The following is a 21930-nucleotide window of genomic DNA, read 5'->3' as shown; positions in this document are numbered from 1 at the left end:
CGGGATGTGTTTAATTGAATAGAATGATTGGTTTCATAGGTGCGGGGAAAATGGCTCAGGCGATTATAGGCGGAATCCTTCATGCAGATAAAGTTCCAGCTGAAAACATTATGGCAAGTGCGGCTTCAAATGAGACAGTTAGGAATGTGATGGAAAGGTTCCCTATTCGGGTAACAACGGATAATAAAGCAGTTGCAGAACATGCTGATATACTTTTCCTTGCGATTAAGCCAAATCTTCATCAAGCAATTATTGAGGAGATTAAAAATATCATTAAGCCTCATGCTCTCATTATCACAATTGCTGCAGGAATTAGCCTGCAATTCCTTGAGGAGTCGTTTCCGAGGAAGGTTAAAGCGATTCGGTCTATGCCCAATACACCTTCATTAATTGGAGAGGGGATGAGCGTACTTTGTGCAAACCAATTTGTGACGAAAGAGGAACTTGATGAAGTTCTTCGTGTTTTTTCGTGCTTTGGACGGGCTGAAGTCGTTGCTGAAAGCTTAATGGATTCTATTCCAGCTATTAGTGCCTCATCGCCTGCCTATGTATATATGTTTATCGAGGCATTAGCGGATGGAGGAGTCAAAAACGGATTAACAAGAGAGCAGTCTTATAAATTAGCAGCCCAAGCTGTAGTAGGGGCTGCGAAAATGGTTCTCGAAACGGGAAAACATCCGGGTGAGCTTAAAGATGAGGTTTGTACTCCTGGAGGAGCAACAATCGAGGCGGTAGCAGAGCTTGAAAGTAAGGGATTGCGAACTGCAGTCCTTTCGGCAATGGAGAAGTGCACGGAGAAAACAAAAGCACTCTCTAAACAGTAATTTTTCAAAATAAACAGAGGAGCAGCATAAATTAGCTGCTCCTATTGTTTATTGAAAAAACACTATGTTAATTTTTCAGCAAAGTTTGATTAAGACCTGAGTACAAGTCCTTCATATGGACAGTAACAATTTTAGCACCGATTTGAACATGTACCATGTTGTCAAAAACAGCAGTAACAAGACCATTGAGGGATACTTTCGAGCCAATGTTTAAATCCTTTTTTTCGTTTTTATCCTTTTTGCTATCTGCCATCATTACACCATCCCATTCAATAAAAATTTTTAATATTATAAAAAGAATATATCCTTTTAATTGTAAAATAAACCCCTAAATAATAAAAGTATTATGCATTTAAAAAAATTCCAAGGATAAAATAAAAATCAATAAGGAGTTTTTAATTCCTACTTGACTCATAGGATTACATGAGATATAGTTTTATCATTATTGAAGATTATTATTTTAGGAGGAAAGAAAATGACAACAGGTCTTGTTATCGTAAATATTGCTATCATGTTATTAATTATTATTGGCCTGTTCTATATGCAGAAAAAACATGTATCGTTTTCTAAACGTGTTTTTACTGCATTAGGATTAGGGATTGTGTTCGGTTTTGTACTGCAGTATATTTATGGACCCGCTTCAAAGGTACTTGCAGAATCTACAGCATGGTTTAACATTGTCGGCGGAGGCTATGTAAAGTTTCTGCAAATGATTGTTATGCCGCTTGTATTCATATCCATATTAACTGCCTTTACAAAGCTGAAGCTGAGCAATAATATTGGGAAAATCAGTACCCTTATTCTTGGCTTGCTAATTGCTACAACAGCTGTATCAGCAGCTGTCGGTATTGCTACGACTTTAGGATTTAATTTGGAGTCTGTTCAGATTACTCAAGGCGAAGCTGAAGTAGCACGCGGCGAAGTAATAGAGCAAAAAAATCTTGAAGTGCAGGGTAAAACACTGCCGCAGCAAATTTTGGAATTACTTCCAGCCAACCCATTCTTGGATTTAACTGGTGCACGTCCTACATCAACCATTTCAGTTGTTATCTTTGCAGCATTTCTCGGATTTGCCTTTTTAGGTGTTAGAAGAAAGGCACCTGAACAAGCTGAATTATTCTCGAAAATTGTAGATGCATTTTACGCAATAATTATGCGAGTCGTGACGATTATTTTACGCTTAACTCCATATGGTGTCCTTGCTATTATGACAAAAACAGTAGCATTAAGTGATTTTGATGCGATACTAAAGCTAGGTAAGTTTGTGCTCGCGTCCTACGTAGCATTGCTCGTTATGTTCCTAATTCATTTATTATTGCTGACATTTGCTGGACTAAATCCAATAACATATGTGAAAAAGGCGTTCCCTGTACTAACCTTTGCCTTTACATCACGTTCAAGTGCCGGTGCGTTGCCATTAAATATTCAAACTCAGAAGTCTCTCGGTGTTCCTGATGGAATCGCTAACTTCTCAGGATCGTTTGGTCTTTCGATCGGCCAAAATGGATGTGCCGGTATTTATCCAGCCATGCTTGCTGTCATGATTGCGCCAACAGTAGGAATTGATCCATTATCACCATCGTTCATCGCAACAGTTATTGCCGTTGTAGCGATTAGCTCCTTCGGTGTTGCTGGAGTTGGAGGCGGTGCAACTTTTGCAGCTATCTTAGTTTTATCCGCTTTAAATTTACCAGTTGCCCTAGCCGGTCTCTTAATCTCAGTCGAGCCGCTAATCGATATGGGACGTACTGCACTTAACGTAAGTGGTTCTATGACTTCAGGGCTTCTAACGAGCAGAGTTACTGGTGAAATTGATTCAAGTGTTTACAACAATATGGATGAGAAAATTGAAGCAGAAGCATAAAAAAAATCGGCACGTGCCTACAAGGGCATTTGCCGATTTTTTTTATTTACATTGATCAAATAAAAACCCTTTTGATAAAATAAGCCCGGCTATATAAAGAAGTAAGGCAATATATGCCGGAAGAAGGTGAATGAAGGTCGTATAGCCGATAAAAAAGTGAGTCAAAATACCGGCTGAAAAGGCTGGTATGCCCCCAAATAGAAAGGAATACCATACCCATTTCGCCCCTTCATGATAGCCCCAAAGCGCCATCATAAGTACAAGGAGCCCGACACTAAATAAGGCACTCCCAAATCCGGCCCGATCATGGGCAATGACTGGAATAAGCCGGTTATTCATTTCATTAAGAATCTCAGGCGGGATACAAATAAACCCAATATCTGTCGGTACAAAAATACTTGTCGTTCCGATCGTCGAGATGACTACTCCGCCAATGACAAATGAAAATCCCAAAATGACGAAGCAGAGCTGTCCCCAAAGTGATTTTTTCCAATTTGATGTATTTCTGCGGTTTTTTGATACGGGAGAATGAATCGCTCCTTTTGTTTGACGAACACCCCATATGAAAAATGGAAGCAAGATAAGCCAAAATAAACCATGCAGCCAATCAAAGTATCCATACCCGATAAATAGAAGTATGCCTAAAAATCCAGAAATGGCAGCAATATTAAACGCTTTCCTTGCCCAATGCAGCCCAAATTGCACTCCGTTTCTCGCGAGCTGCATATAAAGAATCGACCCAGAAATCATCGTTCCGGCCAGGGTCATCCGATCATGAGCCATAAATTTAAGGATGTTCGGATTTAAGGCGATTAATTCCGCTCTTGTCATTTGGATAAATGCTTCATCATATGGAAGAATGACACGTGTCATACTAAAAATAAGTGCTAGAAATCCTCCGCAGAAAATAATCAACCCAAACAGCCAGTACCATTTCCAGCCTTGTAAAACCTCGTCATCTATTCCTTTAGAATCGGCGAGAGCTTCATTAATTCTTTTTGGAAGGCCAGGGCCAGATGAGACATAGCCTTCTGTCAGCATGATAAGGTCTGCTCCTAAATTATGAAGCAGAACGGCGTCTTCAGGCTCATATACTCCTCCTGAAATAATGATAGGAATCTCATACGTTTGCTTACCTTGAAGAAGCTTTAAGGTGTTTACTATCTCCATCGTTTGCCTGCCCCGAGTCTGAACTTCATTCGCTTCCTCAATTAATATTCCATTTATGCAATTTGAGCTAATTAGTGATTGAATGTCAGAGAGGAATTTTTCTATTTTATTGTGTGCAATGGCCAGAATAATCGGTTTCTTGCTTTCTTTTGCAAGAAGTTCTATATGCGGACTGGCGTTGGTTATTGAAAGAAAATCAATTACAAATGCATCTGCATATGGAGTCAACGGCTTTGAAAGCTTAATTAAATCCTCCATATTTTCAGTGCTGCCTATATTTAATCGAATAAATAGAGGAATAGTCAGCTTCTGTTTCTTTAACCTTTTCACAGTTTGATCGATCCCTATTGATTCGAGCGGCCTTGGAAAGAAAATCGTCCCTGTTTGATGATCGAATCTTGCTGTCTCTTTGGAGTCATAAGGATCCAAACTGACAGGACCAACTTCAATGAAACCGAAGCCGAGATAAGAAAATGCCTTTGTTCCGGACAAGAGCGGGTCAATATTTCCGCTTAAACCGATGGGGCTTGAAAATGTACAGTTAAATAACTTTTTGCCTATTGTGGGAGAAGGTTTCATATGGCCAAGAAATTCAATTCCTTGTTTTCCGCCTGGCACACTCGCAATCATATCCATTCCCCGGTGAATGAATTCTCTTCCGGCCGAACCGGATAGCCGGGAAAGCAGCGGTTTAAACAAAGGGTGATAGGACCAATCAGGCATAAAGCTGTCCCCCCTTTATAAGAACTATATCTCTATTCTACAGGAAGAATTTGCAAATAAAAGAGGAAATACAATGGTTTTTAGGGAATTTTTATTATTAAGAAAATATAATGGTAAGATGTGACAGTTTGCATATTTAATCGTCTAAATTAAATGGGCAACTGAAAATTATTCAAATAGGGTGAAAAAATGACGACAAACGGAAAAATATTAATTGTTGAAGATGAGCTATCCATTCGTAAATTAATCGCATTTAATCTGCAAAGATCTAATTTTGAAGTAATGGAAGCTGGTGAAGGGAAGCTTGCCTTAAAGCTAGTTGAAGAGTATAACCCCTCTTTAGTTATTCTTGATCTCATGCTTCCTGATATGGATGGCTTTGAGATATGCACGATGATAAGGGAAAAGAATCCTCACCTGCCAATCATTATCCTTTCTGCACGAGGACAGGATATGGATAAAATAATGGGTCTTGAGCTTGGGGCAGATGATTATATTGTGAAACCTTTTAATCCGCTGGAGCTTGTAGCAAGAATTAGGACTGTATTAAGAAGAACAGAAATCACCCATCAGCCGGCAAAAGCTTCAAAATTAGAGGCAGGTCCATACGTAATTGATATTAAAACACAAAGAGTTTATAAATCGGGCCAGCTTTTAAAATTAACTCCCCGTGAGTTTCAGCTAATGAAATATTTCTTTGAAAAGTTGAATGAAACGATTTCAAGAGATGAATTTCTTGATGAAATATGGGGATTAAATTATTTTGGAGACCCTAAAACAGTTGATGTGCATATTAGAAGATTAAGAGAAAAAATTGAAGATGATCCTTCCAATCCATTATATTTAAAAACAATCTGGGGATTTGGCTATTGTTTTGAAGAAGGCGAGCAGCTCGGATGAAGAAAGGGATAAAGAAGCGTCTAGTATGGAGTTATCTTTTATTAATTATCTTTACGGTTGTTCTATATGAGACTATTATTCTGACTGCCCTATACAATTATTACATGGGTGGAGTCAAACAGGCTCTTAGAGATCAGGGATCCATGTTCTCGACCTTTTATGAGCCATATATTGAGTCTGGAAAGCTGTCCAATCAAGCAGAACAGCTTCTTAGTCAATATCATTTTAACATCGGTGCACAGGTGCAAATCATTGATTCAGATGGGACTGTGCTAGCTAATACTCATGACCAGGGGAAATTAAATCTTTCGGCTCTTGAGGATGTTAAATCGGGTTTAAATGGCACGACAGGCTATTGGATGGGTGATAACGGGGATGAAAAGCTGTTAGCAGTCACACAGCCAATTTTAGTGGAAAATGAACCAATTGGAGCGGTCAGGTTCATTTCTTCTATAGACAATCTATATGCTGTTTTTATTCAAAATTCAGTCATGTTAGCTGGAATTGGAATTATTGTTATTTTACTTGTAGCATGTTTTAGCTATTTCCTGGCAGTCTCCATTACAAAACCAATAAGAACGATTACATTGGCTGCAGAGCAAATGGCTGCTGGTTCTTTTGCGACAAGAATACCGAAGAAAAAGGATGATGAAATCGGCAAGCTGGCTGATACATTAAACTTTATGGCTAGGGAAGTTGAAAAGCATGAAAAGCTAAAAAATGAATTTATTGCATCTGTTTCACATGAATTAAGAACACCATTAACCTCTGTCAAAGGATGGGCAGTCACTTTACATTCGTTGTCTGATGATCCGATGTTCAAAGAAGGGCTTGAAATCATTTCAAATGAAAGTGACAGGTTAAATCTGATGCTAGGGGATTTGCTTGATTTATCGAGTTTATCAACTGGCAAAGTAGAATATCTTTTAGCTAGTGCTGACCTTTCAAAATTAATAAGGGAAGTCGCTGGACAGCTGCATCCACGTGCAGAGAGACAGATGGTAAATTTAAAAGTATTAACAATGCCTGAGGTTTTAAATCTTAAACTTGATCGAAACCGGATGAAGCAAGTATTGATTAACATTCTGGATAATGCTCTTAAATTTACACCCCAAAATGGCAGTATTACCGTTTATGTTAAACAGAAAGACGGAATGACAATCATTGAAATAACGGACACAGGAAAAGGAATCCCACCTGATGATTTGCCTGCCATCACGAAGAAATTTTATAAAGGTAAATTCCGTGGGTCAGGCACTGGCCTCGGACTAGCTATTTGCCACGAAATAATTCATGCCCATGGAGGAAGCCTTGAAATTAATAGTGTGGTCGGCCAAGGGACAACCGCCATCATATCCTTACCTAATGCAGATTAGCATTCTGAACTTCTTAATGTATGTGCAATGTTTAGGTAACCTATTTGAAACGAATTCCAATGCTAATTGTAGTATTCTTTTTGCAAGGAGGAAATAAAGGGGGATATTATGAGGAAATATTATTTGCGGTTTTATGCAATGTTCTTAGCCAGTACATTTTTTCTTGGGGGATGCAACTTCCTTCCAGAGCCAGTGACATTAATACAAGCACCTCAATATGCGGAGGCGTCTAGTGAAATAGAAAAAACACTGCTATTAAAATCTAAAGAATTCTTGCCAGCCGGTACGATATTTACAATGGCTGGTCAGCCGGTAGGCAATGATTCTACTATACAAGCGGATTTAGATGGAGATGGGGATAATGAGGTTGTTTTTCTTTACCATTCCATTGGAAAACAAGAACAATCAGGGGCGTTAATTTTACGGAAAGAAAAAGGCGAATGGATAAAAGAGTCGGAAATTAAAGGGACTGGATATGAAGTCAGTTGGGCAAGCAGCGCAGATATTACTGGTGACGGAAGGCCAGAACTATTATTAGGCTGGAAAATCGGTGTATCAGCGGGTAATATCCTTGACATTTTCACATGGGAACCGGGAGCCAAAGGCGGAAAGGGTGGCTTAGTGAAATTAGCACAGGTAAACTACCACGAACTGGAGGTTTTGATTCCAGAGGATAAAAAGGACTCACAGGCAAGATTAGCCATTTGGAATCGAGAAATGGCTGATGTGTATAGAACAGATCTTGTTAAGTGGGATCATACTTCCTTTCAATCTGACTTAAGCTTCTATCCTGCCTATTTCGCGAAGGTAGCTGATTACTACGATGCAAGGGCGATGAATGTTCCTAATGCTCCTTATTATTGGTATTTTCTTGCGGATGCAAGGTTAAAAGAAGGGCACCCTGAGCTAGCGATTCAAGCAATTGAAAAAGGTATGAATTTGAAAATGAGTTTTCCTTCCAGAGATGAATTTGAAAGTCTGAAAATGGAGATAGAAGAGAATCTTGCACACCGAAATAGTGATACGGTTCCTTTTTATGTACGGGAGGCAGATATCACGATGAATATCCCGAAAGCTATGGCTACAAGTATTTTCATGAAAGGTGAAGAAGGAAATAATAGTGAATATCTTGTTACTGTAAACAAAGCTATAGACAATGAAGAATTGGAAATACTTTTTACCGTAGAAGCCCATCAAAAAGATTGGATTAACAGTTTGGAGGAATATGGTTTATCTCCGCTCTTTGAAACAAAAACGCTTACGTATGGAGTTCGAAAGAATAAAGCATTTATTAATGATCCCGAGGTTGGTCAAATAATCAGCAGCATTAGACCGGGAGCGGACTACATGAAGTTAACTAGTCAGGAAGAGAAAATGTTGTTGGAGATGGTTCAAACGGCAGTGAAGAATTACTGGTATGTAACAAGCGGAGGAAAAATGGAAGAGGGTCTAATTGAAAGCTTTCTATTGAATGAGATGGATTACCGTTACATGGGCAGTGATCTTGATACAAAAGAGAAAGTAAACGAATATTTATCAAGCACATACTCGGCGGAAGCCATTCATCAATATATGGAAAGAGCTGGCATTGTCTTGCATAATGGGAAGCTTGCTCAGCCCAATGCAGACGGAGGTTCGCGTGCTGATTACGGAAGAGCAACCATTTTTCTTACGAAGGATGCGGGCTCTGAAAAAGAATATAATCTTAAAATTCCGCTAGGTGAAAGTTTAGTGACCGAGACTGTTCATATCGTTTTTCGCCAAACCGATAAGGGCTGGAGAATCGATTCTATCCCCGGCAGCTTTTAAAATGTGGCAGGCAATTATTGCCTGCTAGTTTTTTTTGAACAGTGATTGGTTTTAAGAAGATAGGAAGTTGGTCTATCCTCTTAAAACCAGCAATAATCGAAATCATTTCATTAAAGAAAAGCATTTAAAAGAAGGTATATAAGACCTGCGATTGTTGCAGATATGGGTAATGTAATAACCCATGTGATAAGCATTCTTTGTGCAGTTCCCCATTTAACCCCTTTTAGACGGTGAGAAGAACCTACTCCTAATATAGAAGACGAAATAACATGTGTTGTACTGACCGGCAAATGAATAAATGTTGCCCCGAAAATGATCATCGCACCTGTTAAATCGGCAGCAACGCCATTCACTGGGCGGATTTTCATGATTTTTCCACCGACTGTTTTAATGATTTTCCAGCCGCCGACAGATGTCCCAAGTCCCATTGCAAGCGCACAGGAGAATTGAACCCAGAATGGAATATCAGTAGTCGTCACATAGTTATTGGCAATCAGTGCCATTGTGATAATTCCCATCGCTTTCTGTGCATCATTCGTCCCGTGTGTATAGGATTGCAATGCAGCAGTGAAAATTTGAAACAAGCGAAAATTTCGATTGGTCTTTGTTAAATTGTTATTTCTAAATACGACCTTGAAAATACTGTAAACAATAAATCCGACTACAAAAGCAATAATTGGCGAGAAAATTAGCGCCTCTAAAATTTTTAGAAAGCCTTGGTAATTAAGAGCAGCAAACCCGGAAGCTGCAATGGCCGCACCAGCAATTGAGCCGATTAAAGCATGTGAGGAGCTGCTTGGAATGCCATAATACCATGTTAGCAAGTTCCAAAAAATCGCAGCAATGAGTGCGGCAAGGATTACTAATGAACCATTTTGCAATGTAAACGGGTCAACGATATCTTTTGTAATCGTCTTGGCAACACCGGTGAAGGTCATCGCTCCGACGAAGTTCATCACAGATGCCAAAATGATTGCATGTCTAGGCTTAAGTGCTTTCGTCGAAACAGAGGTCGCAATTGCATTGGCAGTATCATGGAAACCGTTAATGAAGTCAAATGATAAGGCACAAATGACAATAAAGATTGTTAAAATAAGATATCCATCCATTTGTTACGACTCCTTATGCATTTTTCATAATAATGGTTTCTAAAGTATTGGCTACACTTTGGCAACTATCGGCAATATCTTCCATATTTTCGTATATCTCTTTATACTGAATGATTCTGATCGGATCCTTCTCTACAGAGAAAAGATGTTTGATCGACTGGCGGAGAACGCCATCACATTTTGATTCATGATCTTTAATGATGATGAGATGTTCTCTAATTTGCAGTAATTTTTTCGTTGAAAGAAGTTCGATTGATTTTTCAATTTCAAATGCAGAGTCTTTAATTGCATCCACGAACTTAAGCATGTAATCATCAGCTTGAGTGATGGAATACATTTCGAATAGGGCTGCACAATGCTCAATTCCATCGATTACATCATCCAAACTCATCGCTAGGTGCAGTATATCTTCCCGCTCGATTGGCGTAATAAAGGCATTATTTAATTCCCTGATCACTTCATGAACATATGTATCTCCTTTTGACTCATAATCCTTCATTGTTTCTGAAAAAACCTTCAAATCACTTACATTGTTCAGTTTATAATCTGCAAAATAAATTGCACCCTCTTTTACGTTCTGTGCAATATTGCTTAACAACGTATTAAATTTGTCCTTCTTTTTGAAAACCATGTTTATAACCCCCATAGAAAAAATTTCATCCAAACGAAATAATTTTATACGAAAATGAGTGAATTAGATAGTTTTATGTCGTAAAAAGTAGATAAATTCTTTTAAATGTAAAAAAACACTCATTATTTCTTATAGTTTACCTTAGTATGTGAAATTTCGGTTGGATTATAATCATTTTGCAAAAAGCAGGAGTTTTGGACAAATGCAGAGCGGGTATTTTGTTATTATTATCCCGGCATTGGCCGTTTATATAGATTGAGCGATTGCCCTTAGAGCAATCGCTTATGATTTTTTCTCTTTAAAAAAAGTGTAATTGTGATGTTTTCGGGGTAACTTACATATAAGCTTCAAGCTTGGCCCATTTCATTTCCAACTGATTTCTAAAAAGTGGAAACAAATTTTTTGAATGAAAGAAAAAAGACGGAGAAAAACTACAATCAAAACAGCAAGGAGTGATATTATGTTTAGCTTTTTATGGGCATTAATCATAGGAGGAATCATTGGCTGGATTGCTGGAATGATTGTCGGCAAAGATATTCCAGGCGGTGTTTTTGGCAATATAATCGCAGGATTTGTAGGAGCATGGCTAGGTACTGCAATCTTCGGAAATTGGGGTCCAGATATTGCTGGATTCGCAATTATTCCAGCCATAATCGGTTCCGTACTGCTTGTCTTCCTGCTAAGCCTTATTATGCGAGCCTTTAGAAGAACGACTGATTAACAGAAAAGCGGAAGTGCCCCTAGGCACTGAAGCTAGACAAAAAAAGTGGAAGGGTCGTCTCAAATGCCAACTCTTGGCATGAGAGGCGACCCTCTTCATTTTAACTTTAGTTATTGGGCAAAACATGCAGCAGGTTTGCCAACATGACTGATTTGTTATCCTCTTCCTCAAGTAAAGGAGCATTGCAGCTGATTTTTTCCATCGTAAAAGGATGGGGGAATTCAAGTTTGGCAGCATGCAGCGCTTGACGGTCAAAGATGGGTTTCCCGCCATATAATACGTCACCAGCTAAAGGATGACCAACATAGCTTAAATGAACACGGATTTGATGAGTACGTCCAGTATCGAGCTGACATTTAATAAGGCTCAGGTTTTGTTTTGGATACGTTTTAATTAACTCAAAATGTGTAACCGCCTGTTGACCGCTTGGGGAAACACGCCTTCTTGTTGCATGGTGGCGATCACGTCCAATGGGCTCCTTAATGATTCCTTTTTTAGTTTTAACCAAACCATGAACGAGAGCCACATACGTGCGTTTGATGATCCTTTCTTCCAACATCCTATCTAGAACGGTGCCGGCAAGAGGATGCTTAGCAAATAGCACGGCTCCAGTCGTATCGCGGTCCAGCCGGTGAACATGCTTCACTTTCCGATATTCTCCTTGAGATTGTAAGTGAAAAGCAACAGCATTCGAAAGTGTATTTGTCTGTCCATCTTCGTTCGGGTGTGTATCCATATGTACTGGCTTATTAAGAACAAGTAGATGATCATCCTCATAAAGGATTTGTACTTCTTTATAAAAGGGAATCACGCCAAAATCCTCATCAATAAAAATTCTTAATTGCAATCTATCCATATATTTTAATGGAGAATTCCAGTTCATCCATTCCCCGTTAACCTTTACCTGGTTTTCCATTCTCATCAAATGTATTTGTTTTTTCGGTGCTCTCCATATATTTCTCAGAATATAATCTATAGTAAATCCGTCCCAATCACGGGGCAAAGTTAATTCATACCATTCTCCAAATCTTTTGGTTTTAATCATAGGCCACTCCTTTATATATGCAAAAATGAAGGCACTTTTGGGTTTAATTACCACCCTAAAAAACTTATTGAATATGCTATTCTAATGTTATATATTTCGAACAGGTTACAATGTTTAAAAGGTGGTCATTTATGTGAAAGTTGTATATGCTTCAACTCATGAACAAGAGCTGAAAATTACTGAACTTATACAAACTCTATATTCAAATGTTTTTCCTCTCTATTTTCCTGATGAAGAAATTAAGGAATTTGAGCGCATGCAAGTATTACATACAAAAACAAGACATTCCGAATACTTTGGAACATTAAAAGAAGCATATCAGGTAATAGCGAGCCTGCAAACGATAATATCGATATTAGAACTTCCTCAATTAGATGAAAAATATGAGGGCTTATTTGTAAAAAATGTGTACACTCTACAGGAGTTTGGGTTGACCTTCCCATTTTCCTTCAGCCAATTTTGCAGCAGTAAAATGATAAAAGATGATGTACTCAGCATTTATACAAAAGCTGCAAATGAAATATTAATATAACATGAAAACGCCTGCAATGTGAAAATTGCAGGCGTTTTCATGTTATATTAAAGACTATTTTCATTAAACCATTGTTTAAATACATTTTCGTCTTGGTATCCTGTAATCCGATTCACTTCTTTTCCATCTTTGTATTGGACGATAGTAGGTGTCTGTGTAATTAGATATTTATCCCAGCCATTATCAAACTCAAGCAAATTAAATTGTACAAGATCTACTTTCATATCCTTTGCTAATGGAGCGACAACCGGTGTTGTTCTTTGGCAATGGGAACATGTTGGGCTAAAGAAGTATACAGTCACATCTTCTTTATTATCAAGTTTCTTTTCTAAATCGTCAGGAAGGATTATATTTTGATAATTAGGGTCATCAAGCTGAGCGATTGTTTCAGGATGAAGCTTATTTTTTCCATATGGATTATCCCCGGAAACCTTCTCTTCATTTTGCATTTTTGTTAAAAAACCGACAGCTACAAAAAGAACAATGATGGCAGCAAGAAATATGACAACTTTTTTCATCTTATTTTACCTCTTTCGTTTTTTTCCATAAAAGATAACTGCAAATAAAAATAATAATAAAGGCAGTCAAAGCTAGAAATGGAATTGTGATAAAGCCAAGCCAATTAATATATTGGCCAGTACAAGGGACTCTCCCGCATGAAGCGGCATGGTCAGCTAGAAAAGACACTTTTTGTATGGAATAATGATATAGTGAAATGCAAGCGCCAATTGCAGACAGGACCATGGAGTAAAGGCTGATTCGATAATCCTTTCGTATAACCGCCATTCCTAATATAATAACAAATGGATACATAACGATTCTTTGGTACCAGCATAATGTACAAGGCTCATATTGACGAATCTCTGAAAAATATAGGCTTCCGAACATCGCAACAACGGAGGCTGCCCAGGAAATAAACAGTAAAGATTCACGATTATCTTTCGTTTTATTCATAGTGTACTCCTCATTAATTGATCATACTTAGAAAAAGTATAGAGCCTCCAAGCACTCTTTGTAAATTGCTATGCAGAGAATATCACGGTTTGTTTTGTGTTTCGTCATAATTTTGTCATCAATTATGTTAGTTTCCATTGCTTTATCTTAATGAAAGTGAAAAAAATATTCAAATATGTCGGCTGATTTATATGATTATGTCAAAAAAACAAGAATAATTTTAAAAGGGAAACAGGTCTATTTATCGAAGTGAATTGGTAGATTGGAAAGTGTTTTAATTTTTGGGAGGTAAGTTCATGAACTGGAAAGCAAAAGCAGACAGATGGATTGGATTTGAAAATTTAGATCAAAAGTTAAAAGAGGAATTGCTTCAAAAGGATGAAAAAAGACTGGAGGATGCCTTTTATAAAGACTTGGAGTTTGGTACCGGCGGAATGCGGGGAGAAATCGGGGCAGGTACAAACCGGATGAACATATATACAGTCAGGAAAGCGTCTGCTGGCCTGGCAGCTTACATAGAAGAGAATGGAGAAGAAGCAAAAGCGCAAGGTGTTGTTATCGCTTATGATTCTCGTCATATGTCTAGAGAGTTTGCCATGGAGGCAGCTAAAACACTAGCGACAAAAGGGATTCAAACGTATGTATTCAAAGAATTAAGACCTACTCCTGAATTATCCTTCGCCGTTCGATATTTGCACGCATTCTCAGGTATTGTTATTACTGCAAGCCATAATCCGCCTGAATATAATGGCTATAAAGTATATGGGGCTGACGGGTCGCAGCTGCCTCCTAAATTAGCTGATATTGTCATTGCAAAGGTAAATGAAATTGAAAATGAACTTTTAATCAACATTGACGATGAAACCGATTTAATGGACAAAGGTCTAATTAAACTAATTGGAGAAGAGATTGACAGTCAATACATAGAGAAGCTGGTTTCGATTTCTGAAAATCCATCCTTAGGGAGTGAGACAGATCTTAAGATTGTTTTCACCCCGCTTCATGGAACCGGAAATAAACCGGTAAGGGATGCCTTAGCGGCTTTACATTATCAACAAGTGTATGCAGTAGAGGAACAGGAACTTCCTGATCCTGAATTCTCCACAGTGAAAAGTCCTAACCCAGAGGAAAAGTCAGCCTTTGAATTGGCGATAAAGGTTGGAAAAGAGAAGGATGCTGACCTATTGATTGCTACGGATCCTGATGCTGATCGGCTCGGAATCGCAGTCAGAAATCAATCTGGCGAGTTCGTTCTTTTAACTGGAAATCAAACAGGCGCTCTGCTCCTGCATTATATTTTGTCACAGAAAAAAGAAAAAAATATGCTCCCAGAAAACGGAATAGTCTTGAAAACCATTGTCACATCTGAGCTTGGCAGAAAAATTGCAACCTCCTTTTGCGCTGATACAGTGGATGTATTAACGGGCTTTAAGTTTATTGCTGAAAAAATGAAGGAATATGAAGAAACTGGGGAATACAAGTTTCTATTTGGATATGAAGAGAGCTATGGCTATTTAATTGGAGACTTTGCACGAGATAAGGATGCCGTTCAAGCCGCTTTATTAGCCGCAGAAGCAACAGCCTTTTATAAGAAAAAAGGAATGACATTATACGAAGGATTATTAGCTATATTTGAACAGTACGGTTATTATCTTGAGGGTCTTGAATCGATTACACTTAAAGGCAAGGAAGGAGCACAATTAATTCAGGACATATTAGCCTCCTTCCGTGCCAATCCACTAAACCAAGCAGCTGGAATAAAAGTAGCTGCTGTTGAGGATTACTCAACAAGTATTCGAAAGGAGAGCAATGGAACTGAGACATCCATCAGCCTTCCTAAATCTAACGTCATTAAATATCATTTCGAGGATGGAACATGGGTTTGTTTAAGACCTTCTGGAACAGAACCGAAAATGAAGTTTTATTTCGGAGTGAATGGGGAAAGTTCTGCGGAAAGTGAACAAAAGCTAGAGAAAATCAAAAAGGAATTCATGGCGATTGTAGATGAGAAAATAAATTCAGCGGAAAAACAATGAATCTGGATGCACCGAGGAGATCAATTCCTCGGTGCTTTTTCGTTGGAAAAACTACAACTTTAGTCGTATAAATTTTCATTCTAATTGCTAAAGATTAGGCGGCATAAAAGTATTATAATAATGGAAGGAACATCCATAGGAGGAATGAAGGTGACATTAGAGAATCGCCACTCGGAAATTTGGATACTAAAGGAAATTGCTGAATTATTAAACGAAGGGACAGAAATAAAAACAATTTTGTCCGAGGTTTTAGCTAAATTACTTCATGTTACGGGCTTGGAAACGGGATGGATTTTTCTAATCGAGCCTGATGGAAAATACGAGCTAGCTGCAAAGGAAAAGTTGCCTGAAGCACTCTCTTACAATGGCAATGAGCGGATGTGCAAGGGAGACTGCTGGTGTATCGACCGATATATCGATGGAAGATTGCATAAGGCAATTAATATAATTGAGTGCAAAAGAATTGAAGATGCACGAAATGAAAAAAACGCAGACACCAATCAATTAACGCATCATGCAACTGTTCCTCTTCGGGCGGGCGATGAGAAAATCGGCATCTTAAATGTCGGCTCGCCTAATAAGACCCATTTCTCTAAGGAAGAATTGGCATTGCTTGAATCAATTGCTTTTCAAATCGGCACGGCTTTAAAGCGAATAAAGCTTACAGGGCAGGAGCAGGAAAATGCCTTAACAGCAGAAAGAAATCGGCTTGCCAGAGATTTGCATGATTCCGTTAATCAGCTCCTTTTCTCGTTAAGCTTAACGGCAAGAGGGGCAGCAGAAATGACAAAAGAATTAGAAACGAAAGAAACGTTTTCCTATATTCAAGATTTAGCACAGGAAGCTTTAAGTGAAATGAGGGCCTTGATTTGGCAGCTTAGGCCAAGGGGATTGGAAAATGGAATTATAAGTGCCCTTATGAGTTACGGAGAAATGCTTGATTTAGAAGTGAGCTCTATAGTGGAGGGTGTAGTTGCACTTCCTGGAAAGGTTGAAGAGGCATTATGGAGAATTGGTCAAGAGGCACTTGCCAATTGTAAAAAACACTCTGGGCAGCCAAAGGTGGAATTAATTTTATCTGTAGAGCAAAACCATGTAAAAATGGTTATCACTGATCATGGCTGCGGCTTTTATTATGATGGAGATTTAAGGAATATTCCATCCTTAGGATTAAAGAGCATGAAAGATCGTACTGAATCATTAAGTGGGCAATTTAAGCTGAAAAGCTCTGAAGAAAATGGGACTAGAATAGTAATATCAATACCAATTTAGGGGGAGAGAAAAAATGACCATACGTGTTCTTATCGCAGATGATCACCATGTTGTTAGGCGTGGTCTTGTCTTTTTTCTTAAAACGCAGCCTGAAATTGAAATTATAGGTGAGGCGAAAAATGGACAAGAGGCAATTGAATTAGCCACAAGAATTCGTCCGGACATTGTGTTAATGGATTTAGAGATGCCTGTTTTAAATGGGATTGAGGCAACACGTGAAATAAAAAAACAATGTCCAGACATTAAGATCATGATGTTAACAAGCTTTTCTGATCAAGATCATGTCATTCCGGCTATAGAAGCTGGAGCCTCTGGCTATCAATTAAAGGATATAGAACCAGATGAGCTTGTCAAAGCCATCATTCAATTAATGAGAGGCGAAAATCAGCTTCATCCGAAGGCAACGACTCATTTATTATCACACTTATCAGGAAAAAGTCATTCCGAAAGAAGGCAAGCAGAGGAGCTGACAAAAAGAGAAATCGAAGTGCTGCAGGAAATTGCTAAAGGTAAAAGCAATAAGGAAATTGCTGCTGATCTTTTCATTACGGAAAAAACGGTTAAGACGCATGTATCCAATCTTCTATCTAAGCTTGAACTTGCTGACAGGACGCAAGCAGCCCTCTATGCAGTAAGAAATGGCATTATCGAAAAGTGAAAAAACACGGTATGAAACCGTGTTTTTTGGTGGTGGAATTCTTATGGCAACTGGTAAATCTCCTCTTGCAATTCGTAAGTAGTATAGGCATTAGCATGGTCGATGTAACGAAGTAAAGAATATAGATGTTTCTCGATAACGGAATAGTCTTTTTCAAAGTTGTACGCATGAAGGAAGTGTTCGATCTTTTTGGAAAGAAAGTGATCTTCCGTTCTCACCATCAATATTAACAAGTTATCCCATTCAGAGCGGTGTGTATAATATAACGCTCGGTCATAATCTAATTTATTCATTTGTCCATCTCCTTCATCTTAAGGAGTTGACTTTAGCTTATGTTTTTGTCATTTAAAATTACACTGTAAATGTTGGACATGTTGGTTGTAAAGGGTTTTCAACTTTTTCCTGTATATTTAAAAATTAAAATAAAAAAAGTGGACAAGCCTCATAAAAAATTGGAATCATACAAACAATAGAAAAAAGTGTTTTTACAGGAGGACAAATGATGAGAAAGCTTTTTTGTATATTGTTTACCATTAGTTTATTTATGAACGTCCACAGTTTGGCGTTTGCTCAAAATGGTTATGAAAAGTATGGACGTATTGCTACTGCGGTTGTCAAAGAGGATTATCCAGGTGAAGAGGTTATTGAATTTCAATATGCAGGCAGAAAGCAGATTTCTGAAACCGATGTGGTGGATTCCTTTGTTTTTGAAGTGAAAGAAAATAATCAGCTCAAAAAAGTAACGGTCAATATTTCACATAGTTTAAAAAATAATAAGCTTCTACAACTGACAGTAGACGAGCAGAAGGGATAAGAGGGCATAAATGCTCCTTATCCCTTCTTTTTTCCTATTTAATCTTATGGATAATGAATTAATGGCTGATTTTTGCTAACCTTGATTAATAAATGGTTATTGAAAAAGGGGAGACTCCATTGAGTAAAGAATCAATTTTAGTTATTGAGGATGAAGAGAAAATAGCAAGGCTGCTTGAACTGGAGCTTGAATATGAAGGCTATAAGGTGACAAAAGCAATGGACGGAATCAAGGGCCTTGAGGAATATCGGTCAAGTAAATGGGATTTAATATTATTGGATGTCATGCTTCCCGGATTAAGCGGAATTGAAATTTTGCGGCGAATTCGAATGAGCGACAGCCATACACCTATTTTGTTGTTAACAGCGAAGGATTCGGTTGAAGATAAAGTTTCGGGGCTGGATTTAGGGGCAAATGATTACATAACGAAACCATTCCAAATAGAAGAATTGCTGGCAAGGGTTCGAGCTGCATTAAGACATAAAGCAGTCGAACAAAAGAAAGAAACTGACTGGCTAGCATTAGCGGATTTAAAATTAAATGAAAAGACACATGAAGTTATTAGAGGAGAAGATGACATCGAATTAACTCCAAGAGAATTTGATCTTCTAGCTTATTTGTTAAAAAACAAATTGCAGGTATTAAACCGTGACCAAATATTAGAAGCCGTATGGGGATACGACTTTTTTGGCGATACAAATGTAGTAGACGTATATATCCGCTATTTAAGAAAAAAAATTGATACTCTTGAAAATGAGCCATTAATTCATACAATACGTGGTGTTGGCTACGTTCTTAAGGTAACAAAATGAAGCTGAGTAATAAGATCAACCTTAATACCGCGGTTTTATTTACATTCCTGTTAGTAATAATGAATATTTCGATTTATTTCTTATTTAACAATTTACTCATTAACAGCGAACTTGAAACAGCCAGAGAAGAAATGAAAATGACATCCATGACGTTTAACAAATATCTCGAAACCATTCCAGAGAAAGAACTTCTGAGATCATATCTTCCAGTGGAAGGTATGATTCTAATCGTTAGGCCTGACACAAAGAAGTCATCAGCTGTTACATCCTTAAATGAAAAAGAATTGAGTAAACAGAATGTAGAATATTATACAGGCGAGGTAAGTAAGGAAGTTATTATAAATAAGCGCGCCTATGCCTTTCATTCTATGCCGATTATTCTACCTGATGGAAACATCGCAAATCTGCAAATAACAAAGAGCTTAGAAAAATCGATTGAAAACCTCCAAACACTTAGGCTTGTGTTAATCATGGTTACGATGCTTGCTTTAATTCCAGTGTTTATTTCAAGTAGGCTACTAAGTAATCTTCTCATTAAGCCAGTAACAAGTATGATTAAAACAATGAGCGAAATTAAGGAAAGCGGTCAATTCAAGCGTCTGCCATTAGAGGAAGGGTCAAAAGACGAGCTTTATCAAATGGGTGAGACGTTTAACCATATGATTGATTTGCTTGAGGCAAACTTCGAAAAACAGAAGCAATTCGTTTCCAATGCATCGCATGAGCTTAAAACGCCATTAACGGTTATTGAAAGCTACGCAAGTCTTTTAAAGAGAAGAGGCTTAAAGGAGCCTGAGTTGTTTAATGAATCTATTGAGGCTATCCTGTCAGAATCCATTCGTATGAGGGAAATGACCGAGCAGCTATTATTGCTTGCTAAGCATAATGAACAGTGGAATCTTAAGCTAACAAACATAAATTTAATCGATGTTTTGAAACAAACGGTAAAAGGGTTTCAAAATGCTTATAATCGTGATGTTGTGATTGAAGGGGAACAATTGACTTCTATCTCTGTCACTACAGATGAGCAAAAACTTAAGCAGCTATTGTTTATATTTCTCGATAACGCCCGTAAATATAGTGATGACATGATTACCATTGCTGTTGGCTTAGATAAAAATGAAGCCTATATTAAAATAATTGACCGAGGGCTTGGAATACCAGAAGAGGCATTGTCAAAGGTATTTGATCGTTTCTATCGTGTTGATCAAGCTAGAAGCAGAAAGAGCGGCGGCTCAGGCCTTGGACTATCGCTTGCAAAGGAAATTGCCGATGCCATAGATGTGCGTGTCATGCTGGAAAGTAAGGAAAATACTGGAACAACAGTGACTTTAACAATTAAAGAATAAAAATATTACTATTCTCATCTTTTTCTCATTTTCATATAGGAAAATGGAAGGAGTATAGAAGGTGAGGTGTTATCCTTTTGAAAAACAAACGTTTTCTTTTTGTCATGATGGGTATTGCAGCCATTGTTATCCTATTTATTGCTTTTAAAGTTTTGGGACCTGTTATAAATCCATCTGCTGAAATTCTATCCAAAAGCGAAGCTAAAACTCTCGTAGAGGAAAGATACAATGGACAGGTAACAGAAATAATCCTGAAGAATAATCAATTTGACATTGAAATGGATCGAAATGAGATGAACTATGAAATCAAGCTGGATGCTGAAAATGGAGAGGTCATTTCTTTTACTAAAAAAAGTAACATCTCATCCAATAATACGGATTCAGAACAAGTGGAACCTAATCCTCCAGCAAAGCCCATAACCGAAAATGAAGCAACCGTAATCATTACAGAGGATGAGGCTATTCAAATTGCTTTAAAGGAAGTAAAGGGTGAAATAAATGATGTTGATTTAGAGTCGGATGATAATATACATTATTATCTTGTTGAAATTGATACTACAGATGATCGGGAAGCAACCGTCCAAATCAATGCAATAACAGGTGAAGTGCTATCTATTACATGGGATGATTAGAAAAGAGTCACATGATTCTCATCAATTTTTAATCTTCCTATTCTTTTCCTTTAATATTGCAAGTCTATATTGTAGATGTAAGGAAAAAGATTAAAGGAGGAAAAATGATGAAGAAAAAGTTTATTATTGGAGCCGTTTCGGCAGCAGTTATTTTAGGGGGAGCCGTTGCGGCTGGTGCTGCAAAAAACGAATATTCAAAAGCAGAGCTGCAAAACGCGAATCAGAAAATGATAACCCATGAAGAAGCCATTAAGATTGCCTTAACAAAGGCTGAGGGACATGTTGAAAGCATTGAATTGGAAAAAGAATCCGAAAAGCGCTATTTTGAAGTGGAAATAGAGAATAAGGATAAGGAGTTTGAAATCCGCATTGATGCCATTACAGGTGAAGTTCTATCAGTGAGAGAAGATTTAGATGATGATTTTGAAAAGACAGATAAATCTATTTCGAATAATTATATTTCAATTCAAAAAGCAATAGAAATTGCTGAAAAGGAAGTGGGTGGCAAGGTCACAGAAATTAATCGTGATGAGGATGACAATCAATTTATTTATGAAGTGGAACTGAAAACGAGTAAGGGCGAGGCCGAGGTAGACATTGATGCTGTAACTGGGAAGGTATTAGATGTCGAGATTGATGACGATGGCGATGATAAAAATAATGATGATGACAGCGATAATTAAGGTAAAAAAAGCGGGA

The 21930-nt window shown here is 37.9% G+C and carries 23 protein-coding genes; 15 read left to right on the top strand and 8 right to left on the bottom strand.

Annotated elements, in window-relative coordinates; translation table 11 throughout:
* The first annotated feature begins 14 nt into the window (after positions 1-14).
* Positions 15-824: a pyrroline-5-carboxylate reductase gene (proC, locus tag AR328_RS11365; RefSeq protein ID WP_066295129.1), complete on the top strand. Its 810-nt coding sequence runs from the start codon at positions 15-17 to the stop codon at positions 822-824.
* Positions 825-891: 67 nt separating this feature from the next.
* Here proC and AR328_RS11360 read toward each other — a convergent pair whose 3' ends face one another.
* Positions 892-1077, bottom strand: a complete 186-nt coding sequence (locus tag AR328_RS11360; RefSeq protein ID WP_066295128.1) for a hypothetical protein — start codon at positions 1075-1077, stop codon at positions 892-894.
* A 222-nt stretch (positions 1078-1299) separates the two neighbouring features.
* Between AR328_RS11360 and AR328_RS11355 the strand changes: the two genes are divergently transcribed.
* On the top strand, positions 1300-2688 hold the full coding sequence (locus tag AR328_RS11355) for an L-cystine transporter (RefSeq protein ID WP_066295127.1): 1389 nt from the start codon (positions 1300-1302) through the stop codon (positions 2686-2688).
* 42 nt (positions 2689-2730) lie between these two features.
* On the opposite strand, the gene AR328_RS11350 is transcribed toward AR328_RS11355, so the two are convergent.
* Positions 2731-4581 carry a dihydroorotate dehydrogenase gene (locus tag AR328_RS11350; protein WP_066295126.1) on the bottom strand — a complete coding sequence of 617 codons (1851 nt, stop codon included), beginning with the start codon at positions 4579-4581 and terminating at the stop codon, positions 2731-2733.
* Between the two features lie 189 nt (positions 4582-4770).
* Here AR328_RS11350 and AR328_RS11345 point away from each other — a divergent pair, with 189 nt between their 5' ends.
* The 3 genes from AR328_RS11345 to AR328_RS11335 all read left to right on the top strand — a co-directional run bounded on the left by AR328_RS11345 (position 4771) and on the right by AR328_RS11335 (position 8666).
* Positions 4771-5481 carry a response regulator transcription factor gene (locus AR328_RS11345; RefSeq protein ID WP_066295125.1) on the top strand — a complete coding sequence of 237 codons (711 nt, stop codon included), beginning with the start codon at positions 4771-4773 and terminating at the stop codon, positions 5479-5481.
* Positions 5478-6857, top strand: a complete 1380-nt coding sequence (locus AR328_RS11340) for a sensor histidine kinase (RefSeq protein ID WP_066295124.1) — start codon at positions 5478-5480, stop codon at positions 6855-6857. Before AR328_RS11345 ends, AR328_RS11340 begins: the two co-directional genes overlap by 4 nt.
* A gap of 108 nt (positions 6858-6965) precedes the next feature.
* On the top strand, positions 6966-8666 hold the full coding sequence (locus AR328_RS11335; RefSeq protein ID WP_066295123.1) for a DL-endopeptidase inhibitor IseA family protein: 1701 nt from the start codon (positions 6966-6968) through the stop codon (positions 8664-8666).
* Between the two features lie 110 nt (positions 8667-8776).
* Here the strand turns inward: AR328_RS11335 and AR328_RS11330 are convergent, their stop codons facing one another.
* Together AR328_RS11330 and AR328_RS11325 are read right to left on the bottom strand one after the other, a co-directional pair.
* Positions 8777-9775 (bottom strand): inorganic phosphate transporter, encoded by a 999-nt coding sequence (locus tag AR328_RS11330; RefSeq protein WP_066295122.1) that lies wholly within the window; start codon positions 9773-9775, stop codon positions 8777-8779.
* 13 nt (positions 9776-9788) lie between these two features.
* Positions 9789-10406, bottom strand: coding sequence for a DUF47 domain-containing protein (locus tag AR328_RS11325; RefSeq protein WP_066295121.1), 618 nt, complete (start codon positions 10404-10406; stop codon positions 9789-9791).
* A 460-nt stretch (positions 10407-10866) separates the two neighbouring features.
* Here AR328_RS11325 and AR328_RS11320 point away from each other — a divergent pair, with 460 nt between their 5' ends.
* Positions 10867-11127: a GlsB/YeaQ/YmgE family stress response membrane protein gene (locus AR328_RS11320; RefSeq protein ID WP_066295120.1), complete on the top strand. Its 261-nt coding sequence runs from the start codon at positions 10867-10869 to the stop codon at positions 11125-11127.
* 106 nt (positions 11128-11233) lie between these two features.
* Here the strand turns inward: AR328_RS11320 and AR328_RS11315 are convergent, their stop codons facing one another.
* Positions 11234-12172, bottom strand: a complete 939-nt coding sequence (locus tag AR328_RS11315; protein ID WP_066295119.1) for an RluA family pseudouridine synthase — start codon at positions 12170-12172, stop codon at positions 11234-11236.
* A 133-nt stretch (positions 12173-12305) separates the two neighbouring features.
* On the opposite strand from AR328_RS11315, the gene AR328_RS11310 reads away from it, so the two are divergent.
* Positions 12306-12704, top strand: coding sequence for a YhcU family protein (locus AR328_RS11310; protein ID WP_066295118.1), 399 nt, complete (start codon positions 12306-12308; stop codon positions 12702-12704).
* A 47-nt stretch (positions 12705-12751) separates the two neighbouring features.
* Here the strand turns inward: AR328_RS11310 and AR328_RS11305 are convergent, their stop codons facing one another.
* Together AR328_RS11305 and AR328_RS11300 are read right to left on the bottom strand one after the other, a co-directional pair.
* Positions 12752-13222 carry a thioredoxin family protein gene (locus AR328_RS11305; protein ID WP_066295117.1) on the bottom strand — a complete coding sequence of 157 codons (471 nt, stop codon included), beginning with the start codon at positions 13220-13222 and terminating at the stop codon, positions 12752-12754.
* Position 13223: 1 nt separating this feature from the next.
* Positions 13224-13658 carry a disulfide formation protein C gene (locus AR328_RS11300; protein ID WP_066295116.1) on the bottom strand — a complete coding sequence of 145 codons (435 nt, stop codon included), beginning with the start codon at positions 13656-13658 and terminating at the stop codon, positions 13224-13226.
* A 296-nt stretch (positions 13659-13954) separates the two neighbouring features.
* Between AR328_RS11300 and AR328_RS11295 the strand changes: the two genes are divergently transcribed.
* The 3 genes from AR328_RS11295 (at position 13955) to AR328_RS11285 (ending at position 17624) form a co-directional block, all read left to right on the top strand.
* On the top strand, positions 13955-15694 hold the full coding sequence (locus AR328_RS11295; RefSeq protein ID WP_066295115.1) for a phospho-sugar mutase: 1740 nt from the start codon (positions 13955-13957) through the stop codon (positions 15692-15694).
* Between the two features lie 144 nt (positions 15695-15838).
* Positions 15839-16966, top strand: a complete 1128-nt coding sequence (locus AR328_RS11290; protein ID WP_066295114.1) for a GAF domain-containing sensor histidine kinase — start codon at positions 15839-15841, stop codon at positions 16964-16966.
* Between the two features lie 13 nt (positions 16967-16979).
* Complete coding sequence (locus tag AR328_RS11285) at positions 16980-17624, top strand: response regulator (protein ID WP_066295113.1); 645 nt, start codon at positions 16980-16982, stop codon at positions 17622-17624.
* Positions 17625-17665: 41 nt separating this feature from the next.
* On the opposite strand, the gene AR328_RS11280 is transcribed toward AR328_RS11285, so the two are convergent.
* Positions 17666-17917: a YhdB family protein gene (locus AR328_RS11280; protein ID WP_066295112.1), complete on the bottom strand. Its 252-nt coding sequence runs from the start codon at positions 17915-17917 to the stop codon at positions 17666-17668.
* Positions 17918-18126: 209 nt separating this feature from the next.
* Here AR328_RS11280 and AR328_RS11275 point away from each other — a divergent pair, with 209 nt between their 5' ends.
* The 5 genes from AR328_RS11275 (at position 18127) to AR328_RS11255 (ending at position 21914) form a co-directional block, all read left to right on the top strand.
* A complete protein-coding gene (locus AR328_RS11275) occupies positions 18127-18438 on the top strand; it encodes a DUF3889 domain-containing protein (RefSeq protein WP_156422687.1) in 312 nt (103 codons plus the stop codon).
* A 119-nt stretch (positions 18439-18557) separates the two neighbouring features.
* Positions 18558-19250 carry a response regulator transcription factor gene (locus AR328_RS11270; protein WP_197414454.1) on the top strand — a complete coding sequence of 231 codons (693 nt, stop codon included), beginning with the start codon at positions 18558-18560 and terminating at the stop codon, positions 19248-19250.
* On the top strand, positions 19247-20599 hold the full coding sequence (locus AR328_RS11265) for a sensor histidine kinase (protein ID WP_066295109.1): 1353 nt from the start codon (positions 19247-19249) through the stop codon (positions 20597-20599). The genes AR328_RS11270 and AR328_RS11265 overlap by 4 nt, the downstream gene beginning before the upstream one ends.
* A gap of 77 nt (positions 20600-20676) precedes the next feature.
* Positions 20677-21231, top strand: coding sequence for a PepSY domain-containing protein (locus AR328_RS23045; RefSeq protein ID WP_066295108.1), 555 nt, complete (start codon positions 20677-20679; stop codon positions 21229-21231).
* 107 nt (positions 21232-21338) lie between these two features.
* Positions 21339-21914 carry a PepSY domain-containing protein gene (locus tag AR328_RS11255; protein ID WP_066295107.1) on the top strand — a complete coding sequence of 192 codons (576 nt, stop codon included), beginning with the start codon at positions 21339-21341 and terminating at the stop codon, positions 21912-21914.
* Positions 21915-21930 lie beyond the last annotated feature (16 nt).

The sequence above is a fragment of the Bacillus sp. FJAT-29937 genome, assembly GCF_001509555.1.
Taxonomy (GTDB): domain Bacteria; phylum Bacillota; class Bacilli; order Bacillales; family Cytobacillaceae; genus Cytobacillus.
This window is presented reverse-complemented; position numbering and strand designations above follow the sequence as displayed.